Genomic DNA, 21,451 nt, shown 5'->3' on the forward strand with positions numbered 1-21,451 from the left:
GGGTACGGTCCCGGGCGGCGCGGTCTCGGCACCCGCCCCCGCGGTCTCGGCACCCGCCCCCGGTGCGGGCGGGCATTGCCCGGGCGGGGCACCGCGGTGCAGGGTTCTCACATGGACGGGGCCGAACGCACCGGCGTCCCGACGCCCCGCACGGAACGGAGGACGCACATGCCCGACCGGATGCCCGTCATCCTCCAGGACGTCCGGGACGCCGCGGCCCGGCTCGCCGGGGTGGCCCACCGCACCCCCGTGCTGCGCTCACGCACCCTGGACCGGCTCGTCGGCGCCGAGGTCCATGTGAAGTGCGAGAACCACCAGCGCGTCGGCGCGTTCAAGTTCCGCGGCGCCTACAACGCCGTCTCCCGGCTGCCCGCGGACCGGCTCGCCAAGGGCGTCGCCGCCTACTCCTCCGGCAACCACGCGCAGGCCGTCGCGCTGGCCGCCCGCGAGCTGGGCACCACCGCGGTGATCGTGATGCCCGAGGACGCCCCGCGCTCCAAGCGCGAGGCGACCGCGGGCTACGGCGCCGAGATCGTCACCTACGACCGGTACACCGGCGACCGGGTGGCGATCGGGCAGGCGCTCGCCGCGGAGCGTGGGCTGGCGCTCGTGCCGCCGTACGAGCATCCGCACATCATCGCGGGACAGGGCACGGCGGCCCTCGAACTCATCGAGGAAGTGGGGGAGTTGGATGCGCTGGTGGTGCCGGTCGGGGGCGGCGGGCTGATCGCGGGCAGCGCGGTGGCGGCCACCGCGCTGCTCCCCGGGATCAGGGTCGTCGGGGTGGAGCCGGAGACCGGCGACGACACCAGGCGGTCCCTGGAGGCCGGCCGGCGCGTCGCCGTCCCGGTGCCCCGCACCATCGCCGACGGCCAGGCCGCGGAGATCCCCGGGGAACTCACCTTCTCCGTCAACCGGCGCCTGCTGGACGGCATCGCGCTGGTGAGCGACGACCAGATCAGGGAGGCGATGCGGTTCGCCTTCGAGCGGATGAAGACCGTCGTCGAACCGAGCGGCGCGAGCGCCCTGGCCGCACTGCTGGCGCACCGGGTCGAGCCGCTTCCCCGCCGGGTCGGCGTCATCGTCTCCGGCGGGAACATCGACGTCCGGCGGTTCGCCGAACTCCTCGACCGCTGACCCGGGACGGCCCGGCCCCGTGCTCGCTCAGCAGTCCCGCAGCTGCGGTGACTGGTTGAGGATCTGGGCGCGGAGCGAGGTGAAGCGGCTGTGGACCGCCCCGCCGCGGGCCCCGGGCCGGAAGACCGCGACGCGGTGGCAGTTCTGGAACGCCAGGGCGACGCCGAAGTGGCGCTCCAGGCAGCCACGGATCGCGTCACTGGACAGGGCCCGCAGCAGTTGTCCGCGCTCCCGCTCCGAGGGCGGCGGCGTCTGGTTGTCCGCGAACTCCGCCGAGCCGCCCTGCAGTTCGGAGGTCAGACGGGCGATGAGGTCATAGGCGTACGGCAGGGAGGCGCGGACGGTTGCCACGAAGTCCTCCTCCCGTACGTCGCCGTTCTCGGCTTCGGCGAGCAGCTGCGGGGAGACGTCGAGCGACATGAGGTGTCCTGTTCTGTCGGGTTGGTGTACGGACGGTGCTGCGAGGAGGCCGGTCCTGGCGGGCCAGGTCAGACGAGGGCCCCCAGGGCGGCCGGGCCGTGCTCGAACTCCGGGTCGATCTGGTCGGCCAGACGATGGCCGGTGGCGGCGTCGGCCCAGGCGGCGGCGTTGCGCAGATGGAAGTCGACGGCGTGCCGCTGGAAGGCCGTCCAGTCCTTGGGACGGGCGTCCACGGCGGCGCGCAGCCGGTCCAGGGCGTCGGCGTTGTGCCGCTCCAGCGTCCCCTGGCCGCGGCCCTGCTCCTGGGCGCGCACGAAGGGCGACACCTCGCAGTGCGCGAGCAGTCCTTCGCCGACGTGCCGGCGCAGGAAGTCCAGGTCCGCCGCGTCCGTGACCTTGTTGCCGACCACGGCGACCGGGATGCCGAACTCGGCCGCGTGCTCCCGGTACTGGCGGAGCACCGACACGCTCTTGCGCGTGGGTTCGACCACCACGAAGGTGAGGTCGAACCGGGTGAACAGGCCCGAGGCGAAGGCGTCGGCGCCCGCCGTCATGTCGACCACGACGTACTCGCCGGGCCCGTCCACGAGATGGTTGAGATACAGCTCGACCGCGCCCAGCTTGGAGTGGTAGCAGGCCACGCCGAGGTCGCTCTCGTCGAACGCGCCGGTGACCATGAGCGGTACGCCGCCGACCACCTGGAGATGACGGGAGTGGACCTCGTCGTCACCGAGCGGCCGCAGCAGCCGTGAGCCGCGGCCGGGCGGGGTCGTCTTGACCATGGCGTCGCGCGAGGGGATCCGCGGATTCGTGCCCCGCAGATAGTCCTTGATCTCGCCGGTGCGCGCGCTCAGCGGCGGCACCGCGAGGCGTTCGCCCTCGGCGAGGCCCAGGGCGTGGGCCAGGTGCTGGTTGATGTCGCCGTCGATGGCCACGACCGGCGCGCCGGAGTGGGCCAGACGGCGGGAGAAGAGGGCCGACAGGGTGGTCTTGCCGCTGCCGCCCTTGCCGACGAATGCCACGCGCATGTCTAGCCGTTCCTATTGGAAATGGAATTCATGAGCGTAGCGTGCTGCGGGCGCGGAGCGGCTGTCAAATCGACCGGGGCCAACCGGGTTGCGGATGAGCCCAGTTGGGGAGACACGGCGCCCACCGGCCGGAGTCCCGTGAGAGGTCCGGCCCGTCACAGGGCCCGACGGCGCGCGCCGCGGCGCAAGCGGGCGGCGGCGGACCTCCGCGCGCCACGGCGGGTCGACGGCGGAGGCGGGCCGCGTTGTGTGCAGTGCCGTTGTCGTTCTGTGCGTCCGCGGCTCGGGCACGGCGTTCGGGGGTCGCCGAGGGATGGGCGGCCTCGTCCGCGTGCCGCGGCGGACACCGCCCGCGCCGCCGGTCCGCGCTCGCCCGGGACGGCGAACTGCCCTCGCGGCCAGGAGTGTGCGGCCCGCAGCGGCGGCCGCCCAAGCCTCGTGCCCGGCTCACCGCCGCCTTCGTGCGGTGCCCGGGCGCCGGAGCATGCGAACCCGCTGCGTGGCGCGCTCCTGACGGACGCCGAGAGCCGACCACGCCGTCACTACGCGCCTTGAGGGTGGGCCGACCCTCCGACCGGCGGCTGCTTCGCGCCGGCCGTGGTCCGGTCCGCGCCGCGTACTCGATGGGCGTACGGGTCCCGGCGTACGCACCGGTCCGGGCGGCGGCCCCGGATGTCCCGTGGGCGACGGACTACCGTGTCGGGGACCTGGCCCCGGCCGGGTCCCGCGGTACGTGCCCCGCGTCGGCGCCCGCAGCCTCGTGTCGGCGCCCGCAGCCTCGTGTCGGCGCCCGCAGTCTCGTGTCGGCGCTCGTCGCCCCGTGCCGGACGAGCCGTGCCCCGCTGCCTGCTCCCGGACGGCACCGGGCGCCCGGCCGGCGGGTCGCATCTGCCGGTCGCGGGCGCGCGCACGCCGGCCTCGCCGGGCCGGTCCGTCACCCGGGCCGTTCCAGGGCCGGCACCCGCGCCGGCGCCCCGAACCCGCTGCCCGACCCCGCGTCACCGGCCCCGCGTCACCGGCCCGCGCACAGGCGGCGGTCGGCGGGGGAGTCCTGTCTGCCGGGACCGAGCCTAGCCGGCCGGATCGGTCAGCATCCGGGCCAGTACCGCCCGTTGCCGCGGCAGCACCTCGGTGTGCAGGTCGCGGCCCTTGCGGGTGAGCGCGACCCACACACCGCGCCGGTCCTCCGCGCACACCGAGCGCTCCACCAGACCGTCCTTCTCCAGCCGTCCGATCAGCCGGGACAGCGCGCTCTGGCTGAGATGCACGCGCCCGACCAGGTTCTGCACCCGGCACTGGTCGCCCTCCCGGGGCGACGCGGCGGCCAGGATGTCCAGCACCTCGAAGTCGCTCGCGCCCAGGCCGTAGGGGTGCAGGACCCGGTCGATCTCGCACATCGTGCGTGCGTGGACCGACAGGATGTCCCGCCAGCGATCCTCCAGCCGGGCCTCGGCCGTCTTGACTGCCATACCCGCACGGTAACACCGATCCGGCCAATTGTTGAGTGTGCAACTAGTGTGGACGCATGCCTTGGGGGCCGGCCCCTCGGCTGTCATTCGCCGTGCAGCACCTCCGCGACGGTCAGCCGAGCCGCCCGCCGCGCCGGCACCACCGCGCCGAGCAGCGCGATGACGACCCCGGCACAGGCCAGTCCTGCCAGGGCCGGGGCCCGCCAGACGTCCGTCATCGCCGAGGGCAGCGCGATGTCCACGGCGCCCGCCATCCGCGGCACGACCAGTTCGTATCCGGCCACGCCCAGCGGTATCCCGAGCAGCGAGCCGACCATGCCAAGGACCGCCATCGAGGTCACCGTCATCACCGTGACCTGCCGTGGCGTCATGCCGATCGACTTGAGCATGCCGAGGTCGCGGCGCCGGTCGTGGGTGTTGAGTACGGCCGTGTTGAAGACACCGAGGGAGGCGACCGCGGCGAGCATCAGGGTCAGCGCGCCGGCGGAGCCGACGACGGTGCGGGTGACGTTGTTCGGGCCGTTCGGCACCGGATCGATCCCCGGATCGACGGCCCGCGCCGCACGGACGTAGGCGGCCGGATCCGCGCCGGCGCGCAGCTTGACGTGATAGGCGATGGGCTTCTCGTCCGGGGACAGGGCCGTCATGGTCCGCCAGTCGCCGGCGACCAGCCGCGGATCGTCCATCATGAACTCGCCGACGATGGTCGTCTCTTCCTGGCGTGCGCCCTTCTGCAGCCGCAGCCGGTCCCCGACCCGCAGCCCGTTCCGCCGCAGGAAGGCCGAACCCGCCACGACCTCCCCGCTCCCGCGCATCCAGCGGCCCCGGGTGAGCACCGTGCCGAGTTCCGTATCGCCCCGGCGGCCCTCCAGCATGACTTTCCGGGACGATCCGGCGATCACCACCTCCAGGTCGCCCCGGGCCGTGGCGCGGCTCGCGCCGGGCAACGAGGCGAGCAGCGCCTGGAGGTCACGGTCGGCGTGGACCGGCTGGACCTCCTCGCCGCCCCGGACGTTGCTCGCGTACACCGTGACGTCGTACGCGTCCCGCCCCGCGTCTCCGAACCGGGTCATCGTCGTGGCCAGCCCTGTCGCGAAGGTCACGGTGGTCACGCCCAGCACGACGGCGGCGAGGGTGAGCGCGCTGCGGCCGGGACGGGTGAACGGCAGTCCCGCCCCGAGGCTCACCGACCGGGGCAGCCGGGTGCCCGCGAGCCGCCGCTGCACGGCGAGCGCACGACCGGTCCGCGGCGCGCTGCCCGCGCTGATCGCCCGCGCCGCGGACAGCCCGCGGGCGCGCAGCGCGGGGGCGAGCGCGGCGAGCACGCAGACCAGCAGCAGGCCGGCCGGCGTCACCGTGTTCACCCACGCCGCGACGCCGACGTCGTCGTGGAACACGCCCGCGTCCGGTCCGGTGAACACGAACTGGAGGAGGGGACGCGCCAGCAGGTTGCCGGCGACCGTGCCCAGCGCACAGCCCGCCGCCGCGGGGACGGAGACCATCACCAGGTACACCGCCAGCACCTGTCCCGGAGTGAAGCCCACCGCCTTGAGGATGCCGATGTGCCGGAAACCGGAGACCACCGCACCGCCCACCACGTTGGCCACGATCAGGACCGCCACCACGAGGCCGAGGACGCCGAAGGCCATCAGGTACGGCGTGTACGCCCGGGCCGAGCGCCCGATCTGATGCTTGAGGGTGAGATACGACTGGGCACCGGTCAGCGCCCCGTCGGGCAGGCCGTCGGTCACCGTGGCCAGTGCGTCGCGCAGCCGGTCCTCGGACGACGCGTCCTGGAACCGGAACAGCATCTGGGTGGCCGACGGGTGCAGCGCCGGCATCTGGGCGGGGGCCACCCAGGCGTCCGCCGTGCCGCTCAGGTCGAAGGCGAACCCCACGATGGTGAGGTCAGGCCCCGACGGCACCCGCAGGGTGCCGCCCAGGTCGTCCGCGGTCCAGTCCGGCTGCCGGTTCACCACCACCTCGCCCGGCCGGGTGGCCCAGCGCCCCGCCCACAGGTTCACCCGGCCCACCGGTCCGTCCGGGCCGGGACGCCCCACGACCGTGAGTTCGCCGCCGAGGCCGAAGTCGTCGTGGCCGCGCGGGAGGCCGACCGTCGCCAGCGCGAACGGGCCGGCCGCAAGGACCCCCGGCCGTCGCGCCGCGTCGGCCAGTTCGGCGTCCGAGACGCCCCGGTCGAACGCGGCGACGACATGGGGTCCGCGCTGCTTGGCGAAGGCCCGGTCGAACGGCGCCGACGCGGCGTCGATCAGTCCGAGCGCGACCACCATCGCCCCGGTCGACACCAGGGTGACCAGCCAGATCACCAGGGTCTGGAGTCTGCGCCTGCGCACGGCCGCGCGGGCGGCCCGCCACACCGCGCTCATCCGGCCGGCTCCAGGGTGTGCTCGTCCGTCACCCGGCCGTCGGCGAGCCGCACCAGCCGGCCGGCACACCGCCGCGCGAGCCGTTCGTCGTGCGTGACCAGAATCAGCGTCTGGCCGATCTGGTTGAGGTCGATGAGCAGGTCCATCACCTGCTCGCCCGCGGCGCTGTCCAGGGCGCCGGTCGGCTCGTCGGCCAGCAGCAGCGCCGGACGGTTCATCAACGCCCGTGCCACGGCGACCCGTTGCCGCTCGCCGCCGCTGAGCACCGCCGGGTAGGCGTTGCGGCGGTCCGCGATGCCCAGTTCCTCGAACAGTTCCAGGGCGCGGCGGCGCGCCTGCCGGGCGGGGGAGCCGGTCAGCTGTGCGGCCAGCGCGACGTTGTCGAGCGCCGACAGGTCGTCGACGAGGTTGAAGAACTGGAAGATCATGCCGATGCGCCGCCGCCGGTACAGCGCGAGGCCCTTCTCGCTCAGCTCTTCGACTCTCTCGCCGTGCACGAGGACCGAGCCGTCCGAGGGACGGTCCAGGCCGGCGATCATATTGAGCAGAGTGGACTTCCCGCACCCCGACGGGCCCATCACCGCGACCGCCTCCCCGGACCGGATCCGCAGCGACACGCCGTCCAGGGCGACCGTCTCGCCGTATTCCTTGCGCACACCGTCGAGCCGTACGACGGCGTCTTCCGTTCCCGCCTCAGTGACCATGGACAGGACGGTAGGGCGGCGACGGCGGCGCGGGCATCCCTCCCCGGACGGCATCGCCGCGGGTATGTCATACCGCGGATGCAGGAAGGTGCATCCACAGGCCGATGCGGAGGCCGGAGCCCTCTGGGAGAGTGGGCGCATGGGGGAACGGGACGTGTGGGCGACGGCGCTCGTGGCGGCGTGTGCGGCCGTGGCGTGGCTGGCGGTCGCGCTGGTGCGCACCCGGCGCCGCTGGCGGAGCGCCGTGGGCGAGCGCGGCTGGCTGCTGGAACGGGAGCGGGAGAGTGCCGCCCGCGCCGCCGTCGCGGCCGAACGCGACCGCATCGCCCGCGAGTTGCACGACATCGTCAGTCACAACGTCAGTCTCATGGTCGTCCAGGCCGGCGCCGCCCGCGAGGTGCTGGGCACGATGCCGGACGAGGCCGCCACGGCCCTGAGAGCCGTCGAGGACGCGGGCCGCGGCGCGATGACCGACCTGCGGCACCTGCTGGGCCTGCTCGCGCCCGCGCAGGACGGCGCGGACACAGATCCGGGACCACCGGGCGAGGACGGCCGGCGGACGGTGCCCGCCCCGCAGCCCGGACTGGACCGGCTGGGGCCGCTGGTGGACCGGATATCCTTCGCCGGCCTGCCCGTCGAGGTGCGGATATCCGGCGAGGTGTGCCCGCTGCCGCAGGGCATCGACGTCACCGCCTACCGCATCGTCCAGGAGGCCCTGACCAACGCGCTCCGGCACGGCGACGGCGGCAAGGCGGAGGTGACGGTGCGGTACGCCGCCCATGCCCTGCGGGTCGAAGTGCTCAACACCGGCCCGAGCGTGCTGACCGGAACGGCACCCGCCCGCCCGGCGCCCTCCCGCCCCCGTGACGGAACCGGCCGCGGACTGCTCGGGCTGCGCGAACGGGTCGCGGTCTACGGTGGGGACCTGGACGCCCGCCGCAGGCTCGGCGGCGGCTACCGGGTGCGGGCACGCATCCCCCTGGACCGGCCGTGACCTCGGGCACCCACCCGGCAGGCCCGCGCAGGACGCCCTCCGCGGCCACCTGTCCCGCACCCATACCGTCGCCCGCGCCTGCGCAGGCGACGGCCGCACCGTCCCCGGGGCGCGCGCAGGGCCCGTCCCCGGCGGCGCCCGCGCGCCCGCGGGGGCCGCAGCCCGCGCCGGCCCCTGTCCGGGGGGAAGCGCGGTCCGGACCGGACGCCGGGCCGCAGCCCGCGCCCCGGGTTCTGGTCGCCGACGACCAGACCCTGATCAGGACCGGCTTCCGGCTGATCCTCACCGCGCGCGGCATCGAGGTGGTGGGGGAGGCCGCGGACGGGGCGGAGGCGGTGGCCGCGGCCCGTGAACTGCGGCCGGACGTGGTGCTGATGGACATCCGGATGCCGGTCATGGACGGCCTGGAGGCGACCCGGCGCATCCTGGCGCAGGCGCCGGACTGCCGTGTGCTGATCCTGACCACCTTCGACCTGGACCGGTATGTGTACGCGGCCCTGTCGCTCGGGGCGAGCGGCTTCCTGCTGAAGGACGTCACCCCGGCGCACCTGGCCGCGGCGGTACGGCTCGTCGACACGGGCGACGCGCTGCTGGCACCGTCGATCACCCGGCGCCTGGTGGAGCGCTACGCCGCCGAGGCGGGGTCGGGGCCCGCCGTGCACGCCGACCTCGCCGCCCTCACACCCCGCGAACGCGAGGTGCTGACCCTGTTGGGCCACGGCCGGTCCAACACGGAGCTGGCCGTCGAACTGACGCTGAGCGAGGCCACCGTCAAATCCCATGTGGCCCGCATCTTCGCCAAGCTGGGTCTGCGCGACCGCGCCCAGGCCGTCGTCCTCGCCTATGAGACCGGACTGGTCACCCCGGGTGGGCGCTGAGCGGTTCGGGGCCGGGACGCCGCCTTGGCCCGGCGGTCGACGCCCGCTCCCCGGGTTCGACAAAGCAGGACGATACGGGCGTGAAGAGTAAGAAGTCGTTGTGAACCGGTGAGGGGCCCCGCGGTGCCGGGTCCGGTGCGGGGGCCGTGCCGTCCGGCCGCCCGTACGGTGGGGTCGCGGCCCGACCCTGCCCTCTCGCGGGGCGCTCGCGCGGCGCCCACCGCAGGCCGCCCCGTCCCGGGCCGTCGACGGCCGGGGGGCCGTCCCGGTGCGGGTGCTTGCGGTACGCCCGGGCGTAGTAAGACTGTCTACAGCACTGTCGACCAACTCCTCAGAACTGGATCCCATGAGCGCCATCTCCGTCGGTCAGGCCGTCGTCCTCGGAGTCGTCGAGGGGGTGACCGAGTTCCTTCCCGTGTCCTCCACCGGCCACCTCAAGATCGCCGAAGGGCTCATGGACATCCCGGTCGACGACAAGTCGGTCGTCGGGTTCTCCGCCGTCATCCAGGTCGGCGCCATCGCCGCCGTGTTCGTGTACTTCTTCAAGGACATCGTGCGGATCGTCTCCGCCTGGGGCCGCGGTCTGCGCGACCGCGAGGAGCGGGTGCACCACGACTACAAGTTCGCCTGGTGGGTGATCTACGCCACCCTCCCCATCGTCGTCGTGGGTCTGGCCGCCAAGCCGCTGATCGACGGCCCGCTCGGCTCGCTGTGGGTGGTCGCCGGCTCGCTGATCGTCGGCAGCGGCGTCATGTGGGCCGCGGACCAGATGGGCCGGCACAAGCGCGGCGAGGACGACACCTCCTTCAAGGACGCGATGCTGGTCGGCTGCTCGCAGATCCTCGCCCTGCTCTTTCCCGGCTTCTCCCGCTCCGGTGCCACCATGTCGACGGCGCTCATCCTCGACCTGGACCGGGTCGCCGCCACCCGTCTGTCCTTCTTCCTCGGCATTCCGGCCCTGACCGGCGCCGGCCTGTACGAACTGAAGGACGCCCTGGGCGCCGGCGTGGGCGCCGCCCCCCTCGCCATCGGCACGGTGGTCTCCTTCGGCGTCGCCTACGCCTCCATCGCCTGGCTGCTGAAGTTCGTCGCCCGGCACTCCTTCAACGCCTTCGTGCTCTACCGCCTCGTCATCGGCGTAGCCCTCTTCGGCCTCCTGATCACAGGCGTACTCGGCAGCTGACGCCCCAGGCCCCCCCCCGCGCGACCGGCCAAGCGCGGGGCGCACGGCCCCACCGGGCCATACGCCCCGATGCCCCCGCCGCCCCGAAGGGGGCGCGGGGAACTGCGCGCCCAGCCACGACGATGCCCGCACCCGGCCACCACCCTGCCGTACTACGGCGAGTTGACCGCTCCGGGCCAACCCGACGGAGTCACGTCGCCCCGCAGGGGGGCGCGGGGAACTGCGCGCTCAGCCACGACGAGACCCGCACCCGGCCCCGAGCCTGCCGCGCCCGGCGCCCGCCCGCCCCGGCCCAACCCGACGGAGTCACGTCGCCCCGTAGGGGGCGCCGGGAACTGCGCGCCCAGCCACGACGAGACCCGCACCCGGCCCCGAGCCTCCCGCACCACGGCGCCCGCCCGCCCAACCCCCGGAGGGACCCGGCGGTCTTGACATTTGGCCGGCATCACCCCGAACATCACTCTCGTGAACCTGTCAGACAGCCAGACAGGTGGCCAGGGCCCGCGGCGCGTCAGCGCGATGGAAGCGGTGCTCGCCCACCTCCGCGGTGCCATCGAGCGCGGCACCTACGCGATAGGCGACAAGCTCCCCTCCGAGGCGGAGCTGTGCCGCACGCTCGAAGTGTCCCGGCCCGTGCTCCGCGAGGCCCTGCGGGCGCTGCAGACGATGGGCCTCACGGTCTCCCGGACCGGCAAGGGCACCTTCGTCGTCGCGAACGCCGTCGAGGACCCCACCTTCGGCGACTACGCGGCCAGCGACCTGCTGGAGGTCCGCAGGCACGTGGAGATCCCGGTCGCCGGTTACGCGGCGGCGCGCCGCACCCCGGAGAACCTGGACCACCTCGCGCACCTCCTCGACCGTATGGAACGGGAGACGGACACCACCGCCTGGGTCGCCATGGACACCCTCTTCCACCTCGCGGTGGCCGAGGCCGCCCAGAATCCCGTCTTCCGCCGGGTCATCGAGGAGATCCGGGACGCGCTGGCCCGCCAGTCCGCGTTCCTCAACGAACTCGGCGGCCGGCGCGAGCAGTCCAACCGCGAGCACCGGGCGATCGTCGAGGCGCTGATCGACGGCTCCGAGCGCGACGCGGTGGACGCCATGTCCCACCATCTGGACCGCGTCGAGAACACCCTCACCGACATCGTGCGCCGCGGTCGCGCCGGCCTGTCCACGGAAGGCGGACCCGATGCGTGAGCGAGCGGTTCCCCAGGACAGGCCACACCCGCGCCGTGCCCGCCGCCGATCGTCGCAGGCCCCGTGGCGGGCCCGTACGCCATCCGCGGCCGGACGGCGCGCACGTCCACCAAAGCCGACGCGTCCACCCCGCGCCGCTTCGTCCCGACTCACCCATGGCCAGGCAGTGATGCACACCAGTTCGCCCGCGGGCGCGCCCGTCGTCCGCGCACCCCGCCACGTCCCCGTCGCCCATGTCCTGCGCGGCGGGGTCATCGAGGGCATCCACCACGGTTCCGTCGTCGTGCTCGGCCCCGACGGCGAGGTCCTTTTCCAACTCGGCGACATCGAGGCCGCGTTCTATCCGCGCTCGGCCGTCAAGCCCGTCCAGGCCGTGGCCATGGTGCGGGCCGGGCTGCCGCTGGACGGCGCCCTGCTCTCGCTGGCCGCGGCCAGCCACTCCGGCGAGGAACGCCATCTCGCCGGCGCCCGGCGGATCCTCGAACGCGCCGGTCTCACCGAGGACGACCTGCGCAACGTGCCGGACATGCCGTACGACCCCGTCGTCCGGGACACCTGGGTGCGCGAGGGACGGCCGCCCTCGCGGCTCGCCCAGAACTGCTCGGGCAAGCACGCGGCGATGCTCCACACCGCGCGCGTCAACGGCTGGTCCCTGCCCGACTACCTGGATGCGGCCCACCCGCTCCAGCAGACGATCGCCGAGACCGTCGAGGACCTCACCGGGCAGCCGATCGCCCGGGTCACGGTGGACGGGTGCGGCGCCCCGCTGTTCGCCGTCTCCCTGCGCGGACTGGCCCGCGCCGCCGCCCGGATCGCCACCGCCGCGCCCGGCACGCCCGAGGCGCGCGTCGCCGACGCGATGCGCGAGCACCCCGAGATGGCCTCCGGGTCCCGGCGGGACGTGGCCGCGCTGATGCGGGCCGTGCCCGGGCTGCTCGCCAAGGACGGCTTCGAGGGGGTCGAGGTCGCCGCGCTGCCGGACGGGCGCGCGATCGCCGTCAAGATCGCCGACGGCGCGTCCCGGGCCCGGATCCCGGTCGCCGCGGCGGCCCTGGCCCGCGCCGGGGTCGACCCGGCGCTGCTCACCCGGTTCGCGGGCGAGCCCCAGCTCGGCGGCGGCGCGCCGGTCGGCCGCGTACGCCCGGTGCCCGCACTCGCCCCCCGGCCCCTGCCGGCCTGCGCCTGACACCCCGCCCCGGCGAAACGACCCTCCGCCCACCCGCACCCTCCCGAAAGAGGACCCGCCGCGCCATGACCGCCGTCGCCACCCGCCGTGAACACGACCTGCTCGGGGACCGCGACGTCCCCGCCGACGCGTACTGGGGCATCCACACCCTGCGCGCCACGGAGAACTTCGCCATCACCGGCACGCCGATATCCGTCTACCCGCACCTGATCGACGCCCTCGCCGCCGTCAAGGAGGCCGCCGCCCTCGCCAACGAGGAACTGGGGCTGCTGGCACCGCGGAAGGCCGCCGCGATCGTGGCCGCCTGCCGGGAGATCCGGGCCGGCGAACTGCACGACCAGTTCGTCGTCGACGTCGTCCAGGGCGGCGCCGGCACGTCGACCAACATGAACGCCAACGAGGTCATCGCCAACCGCGCCCTGGAACTGCTGGGGCACGACAAGGGCCGCTACGAGCGGCTGCACCCCAACGAGGACGTCAACCTCGGCCAGTCCACCAACGACGTCTACCCGACCGCCGTGAAGATCGCGACCGTCTTCGCGGTGCGCGGCCTGCTCAAGGCCATGGCGGTCCTCCAGGACGCCTTCGCCCGCAAGGCCGTCGAGTTCCGCGACGTCCTGAAGATGGGCCGCACCCAGCTCCAGGACGCGGTGCCGATGACCCTCGGGCAGGAGTTCTCGGCGTACGCCGTGATGCTCGACGAGGACCGCAGCCGGCTCGCGGAGGCCGTCGAGCTGATCCACGAGATCAACCTCGGCGCCACGGCGATCGGCACGGGCCTCAACGCGCCCGCCGGGTACGCCGAGTCGGCCCGCCGCCACCTGTGCGAGATCACCGGGCTGCCGCTGGTCACCGCCGCCAACCTGGTCGAGGCCACCCAGGACTGCGGCGCCTTCGTCCAGGTGTCCGGCGTGCTCAAGCGGGTCGCGGTCAAGCTCTCCAAGTCCTGCAACGACCTGCGTCTGCTGTCGTCCGGGCCGCGGGCCGGCCTCGGCGAGATCAACCTGCCGCCCGTGCAGGCCGGTTCGAGCATCATGCCGGGCAAGGTCAACCCGGTGATCCCCGAGGTGGTCAACCAGGTCGCCTTCGAGGTCATCGGGAACGACGTCGCCATCACCATGGCCGCCGAGGCGGGACAGCTCCAGCTCAACGCCTTCGAGCCGGTCATCCTGCACTCCCTGTCGCAGAGCATCACCCAGCTGCGCAACGCCTGCGTCACGCTCGCCGAGCGCTGCGTCGCCGGTATCACCGCGAACACCGAGAAGCTGCGCGAGAACGTGGAGAACTCCATCGGCCTGGTCACCGCGCTCAACCCGCACATCGGCTACACGGCCGCCACCGACATCGCCAAGGAGGCCCTGGCCACCGGCCGCGGCGTGGCCGAACTCGTCCTGGAGAAGGGCCTGTTGCCCGCCGCCACCCTGTCCGGCCTGCTGCGCCCCGAGATCGTCGCGGGCCACGGCGCAGGCACCGCCTGAGCCGCGGGCCACGGCGCACGCACCGCCTGAGCCGCGGCGGCGTACCCGACCCCTGCGGCGGCACAATGGCGATCATGGCAACGACGTCGTCACCCGCCTTCCTGCCGGTCCTGGAGCGCATCGCCGAGGAGATCGAACGCACCCCGGGCCGCGGGCGCCCCGCCGACTACATCCCGGCGCTCGCGGCCCGCGACCCGCGCAGCTTCGGCATGGCCGTCGCCGAACCGGACGGGACGGTGTACGGGGTGGGGGAGTGGCGCCGGCCGTTCTCGGCGCAGTCCCTCACCAAGGTGTTCACGCTCGCCCTCGACCTGTCCCGCGAGGGCGACGCACTGTGGGAGCACGTCGGCCGCGAGCCCTCCGGCAACCCGTTCAACTCCCTGGTGCAGCTGGAGTACGAGAACGGCATCCCGCGCAACCCGTTCATCAACGCGGGCGCCCTCGTCGTCACCGACCGGCTCCAGACCCGCACCGGGGACGCGGCCGGCGAACTGCTGGCCTTCCTGCGCGCCGAGAGCGGCAACCCGGACCTGGACTTCGACCTGGAGGTCGCCGCCTCCGAGAGCGCGCACGGCGACCGCAACGCGGCCCTCGCCCACTTCATGGCCGCGTACCGCAACATCGACAACCCGGTCCCCGTCCTGCTCGACCAGTACTTCCGGCAGTGCTCCCTCGCCGCGTCCTGCGCCGACCTCGCCCTCGCCACCGCCTTCCTGGCCCGGCACGGCGTCCGCGCCGACGGCACCCGGCTGCTCACCCGCAGCCAGGCCAAACAGATCAACGCGATCATGCTGACCTGCGGCACCTACGACGCGGCGGGCGACTTCGCCTACCGGGTGGGTCTGCCCGGCAAGAGCGGCGTGGGCGGCGGGATCATCGCGGTCGTGCCGGGCCGGTGCGCCCTGTGCGTATGGAGCCCGGGCCTCGACGAGCGCGGCAACTCCGTGGCGGGGGTGGCGGCCCTCGACCGTTTCACCACACTCACCGGGCTGTCCGTCTTCTGACCGGCACAGGGCGCGGGCCCGGTCACACGCCGGTCACGAGCAGGTCTCCCGCCGGTGAGTGGCCCGTCGCCTCGCGGCCACCCGGCGTTGACACGCTTGCCGAGTGTTGGCCATGGCTTTTCCCGTCGATCTCCGCCGCTGCCAGATGCTCGGCCTGGCCGGTACCGCCTTCCTCGCGCTGGGCGGTGAGAGCGCCGGAGCCCTGCCCGTCGGGGAACTCGTGGCCCCCGCGTCGGCGAGGGCGGCCCTCGGCCTGGTCGGGGTGTACTTCGGCGTCGTCCTGCTGATCGCGGCCTGGGCGCTGCTCGGCCGGGTCGTCCGCGGCCCGGAACCGCCCCGCCCGCGCGCCCTGCTGCTGGTCCTCGTGGTCTGGGCGAGCCCGCTGCTGCTCGCACCGCCGCTGTTCAGCCGGGACGTCTACAGCTATCTCGCGCAGGGCGCCATGGTCGACGCCCACATGGACGTCTACACGTACGGGCCCGCACAGCTCGGCGGGCCGCTCGCCGACGAGGTCGCCCCCGTGTGGCAGAACACAGCGGCCCCCTACGGCCCCGCCTTCCTCGCCGTCGCCTCGGCCCTGTCCGGTGCGACCCGCGGCGAACTGCCCGCCGGGCTCGTCGGGATGCGCATCGTGGCGCTCCTCGGTGTCGCGCTGATGGCGGCGGCGCTGCCCCGGCTCGCCCGGCACAGCGGTGCCGACCCGGCCGCCGCGCTGTGGCTCGGCGCCCTCAACCCGCTGGTCCTGCTGCATCTGGTCGCGGGCGCCCACAATGACGCGATCATGCTCGGTCTGCTCGGTGCCGGCCTGGTCGCGGCGCTCGGCCGGTGGCCCGCCGTCGGGGCCGTCCTGGTCACGCTGGCCGCCCTGGTCAAGGCGCCTGCCGCGCTCGGCCTGCTCGCCGTCGTGGCGCTCCAGGCACGCGCCGGCCGCGGCCCGCTGCGTGCCCTGCTGACCACGGCGGCCGCGGCCGCGGCGACCACGGTCGTCGCGACGGCCGTGGCCGGCACGGGATACGGCTGGATAGCCGCCCTCGACACCCCGGTCTCCTCGCACAACTGGGCGCTCACCAGCCTGCTGGGCCGGGCCACCGGCGCGCTGCTCGCCCACCTCGGCAGCGATCTGGCGCCGCTGGCCGTCCCCTTCTGGCATGCGCTCGGCCTCGCCGCCACCGCCGTCGCCGTCCTGCTCATCTGGCTGCGGCTGCGCCCGCGCCCGGTGTACGCGCTCGGTCTGAGCCTCGCCGCGGTCGCCGCCTTCGGCCCGGCGATCCGTCCCTGGTACGCCCTGTGGGGTCTGTTCCTGATCGCGGCCGCCGCGCCCAGCACCTCGGTGCGGCACCGGGTGGCCGCGGTGACGGCCCTGCTCGCCCTGGCCGTACTGCCCAGCGGCGCCCCCGCCGACACCGGGCAACTGGTGCTCGCCGTCTCCGGCGGCACGCTCGCCGTGGTGGTGCTCTGGCAGGCCCACCAGGCCGCGCAGGCCCCGGCGCTGGGCCGGGCCGCATGAGGCCGCCGCGCACCGAACGGGGCCGGCTGCTGCTGGTCCTGGTCCTCGCCGCCGCCGTGACCGCGTTCACGGCCACCGTGCCGCTGCTGCGCGACTTCTTCGACCTGCGCGTCTACCAGGGGGCGGTCGACACCTGGGTCCACCACGGCGGCGGGCTCTACGACTACCGGGTCCCCGGTACGACGTACGGCTTCACCTACCCGCCGTTCGCGGCTCTCGCCATGCTGCCGATGGCCCTGCTGGGACTGCACACCGCCATCGCGGTCTGTCTGCTGCTCAACCTCGGGGCGCTGGCCGTCGTGCTGCGCCTGCTGGCCGGGCCCGACTGGCGGCGTCACGGCTGGTTCGGCTGGTCGCTGCTCGCCTGCCTGCTGGCGCTGTTCGAACCGCTGCGCGACACCTTCAGCTTCGGCCAGGTGAACCTGCTGCTGCTGGCCCTGGTCCTGCTCGACGCCCGCTTGCTGGCCACCGGCCGGGGCCGCTGGGCCGGCGTGGGGATCGGCCTGGCCGCCGCCGTCAAGCTGACCCCCGCCGTCTTCATCGGCCTGCTGCTGCTCACCCGTCGCTGGCGGGCCGCCGCGACCGCGACGGCCGTCGCCCTCGCGGCCACCGCACTCGCGGCCTGGGCGGACCCGCGGGCCTCGCGCTTCTACTGGACCGAGGCGCTGTGGGACACCACCCGGGTGGGGCGCCTCGACTATGTCTCGAACCAGTCGGTGCAGGGCGTGCTGGCCCGCCTCGGCGAGCCGGGCCGCCCGCTGTGGGCGGCGGCGGTGCTGCTGGTGCTGTGCGTGTGGGCGTGGCGGGCCCGCAGGGCCGCCGCGGCCGGGGAGTGGGCGGCGGCCTTCGCCCTCACCGGCCTGGTGGCCTGCCTGGTCAGCCCGATCACCTGGGTGCACCATCTGGTGTGGCTGCTGCCCTCCTTCGCGGTGCTGGTCCGCACCGGGCACCCGCGGACCGCGGGCGCCCTGTACGCGGTGCTGTGCACCAGCGTGGTGTGGCTGTGGTTCGAGGACGCCTCCGGCGTCGACGGGTTCCTCGGCAGCAACCTCTACACGTGGATCACGCTCGGCCTGCTGCTCGGACTGCCGGTGGGTCAGTCCCGCGCTCCCCGCTGGTTCTTGGCCCGCAGCGCCAGGGCCACGGCGCCCGCGCCCAGCCCGGCCACGCCCGCGATGACACCGGTCTCCGACCAGCCGGAGCCGGTGTCGGGCACGGAGGCGGCGACCGCCGCCGGGGACGGCGCGGCGGACGGGGCCGCGGCCGGGCGTGGCTTGTCCCGCAGCGCGTCCAGCGAGCCGACCGGGTCGACCCGCCCGGCGGCGGCGAAACCCCAGTCCAGCAGCGCGCGCGCCTCCTCGTAGACGGTGAGGCCGTCGTCCTCCTGGGGATTGAGCACGGTCACCACGAGGGTGCGGTCGCCCTGGTGGGCGGCGGCCACCAGCGTGTTGCCGGCGTCGCTGGTGTAGCCGTTCTTGATGCCGAGCAGACCGGGGTAGCGTTCCACGCCGTCCTCTCCGGTCAGCAGCCGGTTGGTGTTCTCGATCCCGTACGAACCGCCGAGGCCGGGGAAGGCGGCCGACACGGTGGAGCAGTAGCGGGCGAAGTCGGGGTCGCGCAGTCCGGCCCGGCCGAAGACGGCCAGGTCGAACGCCGAGGACACCTGGCCGGGGGCGTCGTAGCCGTCGGGCGAGACGACGTGGGTGTCGCGGGCGCCCAGGGCGCGGGCCTTGGCCTGCATCCGGGCGACCGTGGCGTCCCAGCCGCCGCCCAGCGAGGCCAGCACGTGCACGGCGTCGTTGCCCGAGCTGAGGAAGACGCCGCGCCACAGGTCGGACACCTGATAGCTCTCCCCTTCCTGGACGCCGACCAGGCTGCTGCCCGGCCCGATGTCCGCCAGTTCCTTCGCGGTCACCGTGTGCCGGGTGCTGCCCGGCAGGACCGGCAGCACGGTGAGGGCGAACAGCGTCTTCAGGGTGCTGGCGGGCGGCAGCTCGCGGTGCGCGTCGTGCGCGGCCAGCACCTCGCCGGTGCCGGCGTCGGCGACCAGCCAGGACAGCGCGGTGAGGTCGGGCAGCTCGGGCGCGTCGCGGTGCGGCCTGACCTGGGTGCCGTCGCCGAAGAGGACCGAGGGCTCGGGCACCGCGGCTCGGGGCGCGCCCGGCGGCGCGGAGGCGGCGGTGCTCGGCTGGGCGACGGCCACGGTGGGCGTGAGGGTCAGCATGCCCGCCACACAGAGGGCGCAGGCCGACACGGCCAACCGGGAAGAAGGTCCGATTTCCATATGAGAAACGTAGGAACGGAGGTGCCGTGGCGCGCGCTGTCTGGGCCGCATGGAGTCCGCGAGCAACCCGGATGCCCCACACGGGGCGCCTCGGACCCGCCGTCCCCGCGCGGACCGGGACGCCCGTCCGGCAGGTCCGGGATGCCCGTCCGGCACGCCGGACGCCGCGGGACACGCACTGTGCTTCCGGCGGTCCCGGCGGTTCGGGCGGTTCCGGCGGCCCGCTGTGCCGGGGTGTTCGGCCGGACGGCTCACCCGGACGGCAGCGTCGGCTGGACTCGGCGCAGAAACGTCGCGTTGTCGGGGGTCTCCCGCATCCGCTCCAGCAGGGTCTCCACGTGCGCCGGCCCGCCGTCCCTGCCCCGCAGGGCCCGGCGCAGGCCGCGTACGGTCGTCAACTCGGCGGGCGTCAGGAGAAGTTCCTCGCGGCGGGTGCCGGAGCCGGGCAGGTCGACGGCCGGGAAGACGCGGCGCGCGGCGAGCTGCCGGTCAAGGCGCAGCTCCATGTTGCCGGTGCTCTTCAGCTCCTCGAAGAAGAACTCGTCGGCGCGGGAGCCGGTCTCCACCAGCGCGGTGGCGAGGATGGTGAGCGAGCCGCCCTCCTCGGCCTGGCGGGCGGCCCCGAAGAACCGTTTGGGGCCGAGCAGCGCCGCCGCGTCGACACCGCCGCTGAGGGTGCGGCCGCTGCCGGCCGTCGCGTTGTTGTGGGCCCGGCACAGCCGGGTCAGCGAGTCGAGCAGGACGACGACGTCCGCGCCGTCCTCGACGAGCCGCTTGGCCCGTTCGATCACGAGTTCCGCCAGCGCGATGTGCTGCTTGGGCGACCGGTCGAAGGTCGAGGCGTACACCTCGCCGCGCACCGAGCGCCGCATCTCGGTGACCTCCTCGGGGCGCTCGTCGAGGAGTACGACCATCAGGCGGCACTCGGGGTGGTTGCCGGCGACGGCGGCGGCGAGCTGCTGGAGCAGCACGGTCTTGCCGGTCTTCGGCGGGGCCACGAGGAGCCCGCGCTGGCCCTTGCCGACGGGCGTGAACAGGTCCATGACCCGGCCGGCCGGACCGGACGCGGGGTGCTCAAGCCGGAGCCGTCGGTGCGGGTGCAGGGGGGTGAGGTCGCGGAAGTGGGGCCGGCCGCACGGCTCTTCGGGCGAGCGGCCGTTGACCCGGCCGACGGCGGTGAGCGCGCGCTGCGGTCCGCGTACCCCTTCGACGAGGTCGCCCTTGCGCAGGCCGTGCCGGCCGATCAGCGCGGGCGGCACCTGCGGGTCGGACGGCGTGGGCAGGCAGTCCTCGGCCCGCAGCCGGCCCTTGCCCTGCGCGTCGATGTCGAGGACACCGGTGACGGTCCGGTCGGCCGCGGGCTGAGACGGCACCGGGGGATGTTCGAGTGCGATGGTCATGTGGGTGGTCCTTTCGCGGACGCGGGGCCCGGCATCAGGCGGGTGAGGGAAGACAAGGGCGAGGGAAGAGGGAGAGGGCCGCGGGGAGGGCGCGCGAGAGCGCCTGGCGGCGGACGACACCCCGGCGAGGGCAGGGCCACGGCCACTGCCGACGAGGTGTGCGGGAAGCCGGGGAGCCGCCCGGAAGACGGCGGCCACATCGGCGAACCGAGAAGAGAACTGAAGGGAACCGCACCGGCGCCCGCGACGGGGCGTACACAAGTGCTGGTTAGACAGTACCACGCGCCGGTGCGCAAGTCTGCCGCGGTTCGATGCGCTCCGAAGGGGCGCGGGGAACTGCGCGACCAGCCACGATGGTGCCGCAGACGACAGACGACAGACGACAGACGACAGACGACAGGCGACAGACGGCATAGCGCGGCATTTCCAGCGGAGTGCTTAGGCTGAACGCATGTTCCGCCCCGAGGGTCCCAGCCTGCGCGAGCTCGCCGTCCAGGCGCTGTCGTCGGTCGAGCACGGCTACGACCTGCTCGCCCCGAAGTTCGACCACACCCCCTTCCGCACCCCGGACGACATCCTGGATGCCGTGGCCACGGCGCTCGGCCGGCTGGGCCCGTTCGACGACGGCCTCGACCTGTGCTGTGGCACGGGCGCCGGGACACAGATGCTGGCGCGGGTGTGCCGACGGAGCGTCACCGGTGTCGACTTCAGCGCCGGCATGCTCGCCGTGGCCGGCCGGCAGGCCCGCCCGGCGGGGCCGCGCCGCCACCTGGTGCGCGGTGACGCGCGTGCCCTGCCGTTCGCTTCCGCCTTCGACCTGGTCGTCAGCTTCGGCGCGTTCGGCCACTTCCTGCCGCGCGAACTGCCGGGGCTGTTCCGGCAGGTCCACTCCGTGCTGCGGCCGGGCGGCGGCTTCGCGTTCCCGGTGCCCGCCCCGCCCCGCCCCGCGAGCGCCTGGTTCTGGATCCTGCTGGGCTTCGACACGGTGATGCGGGTGCGCAACGCCGTGTGGCGCCCGCCGTTCGTCATGTACTACCGGGCCTTCCGACTCGGCACCGTGCTCGACGAGTTGGAGCGAGCCGGCTTCGGCACGCGGCTGTACGCCCTGCCCGAGTTCGGCCGGCGCGCCGACGGCAGCCCCCGCGCCCGGCTTGTCATGGCCCGGCGGCTGCCCTGAGCGGCCCGGACACCTCGG

The 21,451-nt window shown here is 74.3% G+C and carries 17 protein-coding genes and 1 pseudogene; 11 read left to right on the top strand and 7 right to left on the bottom strand.

What is annotated here, in order from left to right:
• Nucleotides 1-168 precede the first annotated feature (168 nt).
• Nucleotides 169-1,137, top strand: coding sequence for a threo-3-hydroxy-L-aspartate ammonia-lyase (locus tag AC27LF_RS09305; RefSeq protein WP_479663383.1), 969 nt, complete (start codon nucleotides 169-171; stop codon nucleotides 1,135-1,137).
• A 27-nt stretch (nucleotides 1,138-1,164) separates the two neighbouring features.
• On the opposite strand, the gene AC27LF_RS09310 is transcribed toward AC27LF_RS09305, so the two are convergent.
• The 5 genes from AC27LF_RS09310 to AC27LF_RS09330 all read right to left on the bottom strand — a co-directional run bounded on the left by AC27LF_RS09310 (nucleotide 1,165) and on the right by AC27LF_RS09330 (nucleotide 7,145).
• Nucleotides 1,165-1,557, bottom strand: coding sequence for an SCO5389 family protein (locus AC27LF_RS09310; RefSeq protein ID WP_479663384.1), 393 nt, complete (start codon nucleotides 1,555-1,557; stop codon nucleotides 1,165-1,167).
• Nucleotides 1,558-1,625: 68 nt separating this feature from the next.
• Nucleotides 1,626-2,585: an ATP-binding protein gene (locus AC27LF_RS09315; protein ID WP_479663385.1), complete on the bottom strand. Its 960-nt coding sequence runs from the start codon at nucleotides 2,583-2,585 to the stop codon at nucleotides 1,626-1,628.
• Between the two features lie 1,070 nt (nucleotides 2,586-3,655).
• Nucleotides 3,656-4,054, bottom strand: a complete 399-nt coding sequence (locus tag AC27LF_RS09320; protein ID WP_479663386.1) for a MarR family winged helix-turn-helix transcriptional regulator — start codon at nucleotides 4,052-4,054, stop codon at nucleotides 3,656-3,658.
• Between the two features lie 83 nt (nucleotides 4,055-4,137).
• On the bottom strand, nucleotides 4,138-6,441 hold the full coding sequence (locus AC27LF_RS09325; protein ID WP_479663387.1) for an ABC transporter permease: 2,304 nt from the start codon (nucleotides 6,439-6,441) through the stop codon (nucleotides 4,138-4,140).
• Entirely contained in the window at nucleotides 6,438-7,145 is a 708-nt protein-coding gene (locus AC27LF_RS09330) for an ABC transporter ATP-binding protein (RefSeq protein ID WP_479663388.1), read from the bottom strand. Before AC27LF_RS09330 ends, AC27LF_RS09325 begins: the two co-directional genes overlap by 4 nt.
• A gap of 139 nt (nucleotides 7,146-7,284) precedes the next feature.
• On the opposite strand from AC27LF_RS09330, the gene AC27LF_RS09335 reads away from it, so the two are divergent.
• The 9 genes from AC27LF_RS09335 to AC27LF_RS09375 all read left to right on the top strand — a co-directional run bounded on the left by AC27LF_RS09335 (nucleotide 7,285) and on the right by AC27LF_RS09375 (nucleotide 17,936).
• On the top strand, nucleotides 7,285-8,139 hold the full coding sequence (locus AC27LF_RS09335; RefSeq protein WP_479663389.1) for a sensor histidine kinase: 855 nt from the start codon (nucleotides 7,285-7,287) through the stop codon (nucleotides 8,137-8,139).
• Between the two features lie 233 nt (nucleotides 8,140-8,372).
• Nucleotides 8,373-9,017, top strand: a complete 645-nt coding sequence (locus AC27LF_RS09340) for a response regulator (protein WP_479663432.1) — start codon at nucleotides 8,373-8,375, stop codon at nucleotides 9,015-9,017.
• Between the two features lie 346 nt (nucleotides 9,018-9,363).
• Nucleotides 9,364-10,200 (top strand): undecaprenyl-diphosphate phosphatase, encoded by an 837-nt coding sequence (locus tag AC27LF_RS09345; RefSeq protein WP_479663390.1) that lies wholly within the window; start codon nucleotides 9,364-9,366, stop codon nucleotides 10,198-10,200.
• 519 nt (nucleotides 10,201-10,719) lie between these two features.
• A complete protein-coding gene (locus AC27LF_RS09350; RefSeq protein WP_479663433.1) occupies nucleotides 10,720-11,397 on the top strand; it encodes a FadR/GntR family transcriptional regulator in 678 nt (225 codons plus the stop codon).
• A 169-nt stretch (nucleotides 11,398-11,566) separates the two neighbouring features.
• Nucleotides 11,567-12,583 carry an asparaginase gene (locus tag AC27LF_RS09355; RefSeq protein ID WP_479663391.1) on the top strand — a complete coding sequence of 339 codons (1,017 nt, stop codon included), beginning with the start codon at nucleotides 11,567-11,569 and terminating at the stop codon, nucleotides 12,581-12,583.
• 65 nt (nucleotides 12,584-12,648) lie between these two features.
• On the top strand, nucleotides 12,649-14,061 hold the full coding sequence (gene aspA / locus AC27LF_RS09360) for an aspartate ammonia-lyase (RefSeq protein ID WP_479663392.1): 1,413 nt from the start codon (nucleotides 12,649-12,651) through the stop codon (nucleotides 14,059-14,061).
• A gap of 65 nt (nucleotides 14,062-14,126) precedes the next feature.
• Nucleotides 14,127-15,065, top strand: coding sequence for a glutaminase (locus tag AC27LF_RS09365; protein ID WP_479663393.1), 939 nt, complete (start codon nucleotides 14,127-14,129; stop codon nucleotides 15,063-15,065).
• 112 nt (nucleotides 15,066-15,177) lie between these two features.
• A complete protein-coding gene (mptB, locus tag AC27LF_RS09370; RefSeq protein WP_479663394.1) occupies nucleotides 15,178-16,572 on the top strand; it encodes a polyprenol phosphomannose-dependent alpha 1,6 mannosyltransferase MptB in 1,395 nt (464 codons plus the stop codon).
• Complete coding sequence (locus AC27LF_RS09375) at nucleotides 16,569-17,936, top strand: glycosyltransferase family 87 protein (RefSeq protein WP_479663395.1); 1,368 nt, start codon at nucleotides 16,569-16,571, stop codon at nucleotides 17,934-17,936. Before mptB ends, AC27LF_RS09375 begins: the two co-directional genes overlap by 4 nt.
• Before the next feature lie 35 nt (nucleotides 17,937-17,971).
• Here the strand turns inward: AC27LF_RS09375 and AC27LF_RS09380 are convergent.
• Both AC27LF_RS09380 and rho read right to left on the bottom strand, forming a co-directional pair.
• Nucleotides 17,972-18,907: pseudogene (locus AC27LF_RS09380) on the bottom strand (D-alanyl-D-alanine carboxypeptidase family protein); the annotation flags it as partial.
• Nucleotides 18,908-19,107: 200 nt separating this feature from the next.
• Nucleotides 19,108-20,256, bottom strand: a complete 1,149-nt coding sequence (gene rho, locus AC27LF_RS09385) for a transcription termination factor Rho (RefSeq protein WP_479663396.1) — start codon at nucleotides 20,254-20,256, stop codon at nucleotides 19,108-19,110.
• Between the two features lie 451 nt (nucleotides 20,257-20,707).
• Here rho and AC27LF_RS09390 point away from each other — a divergent pair, with 451 nt between their 5' ends.
• Nucleotides 20,708-21,433, top strand: a complete 726-nt coding sequence (locus AC27LF_RS09390) for a class I SAM-dependent methyltransferase (protein WP_479663397.1) — start codon at nucleotides 20,708-20,710, stop codon at nucleotides 21,431-21,433.
• Nucleotides 21,434-21,451: the final 18 nt, after the last annotated feature.

The organism is Streptomyces diversicolor (assembly GCF_057537855.1).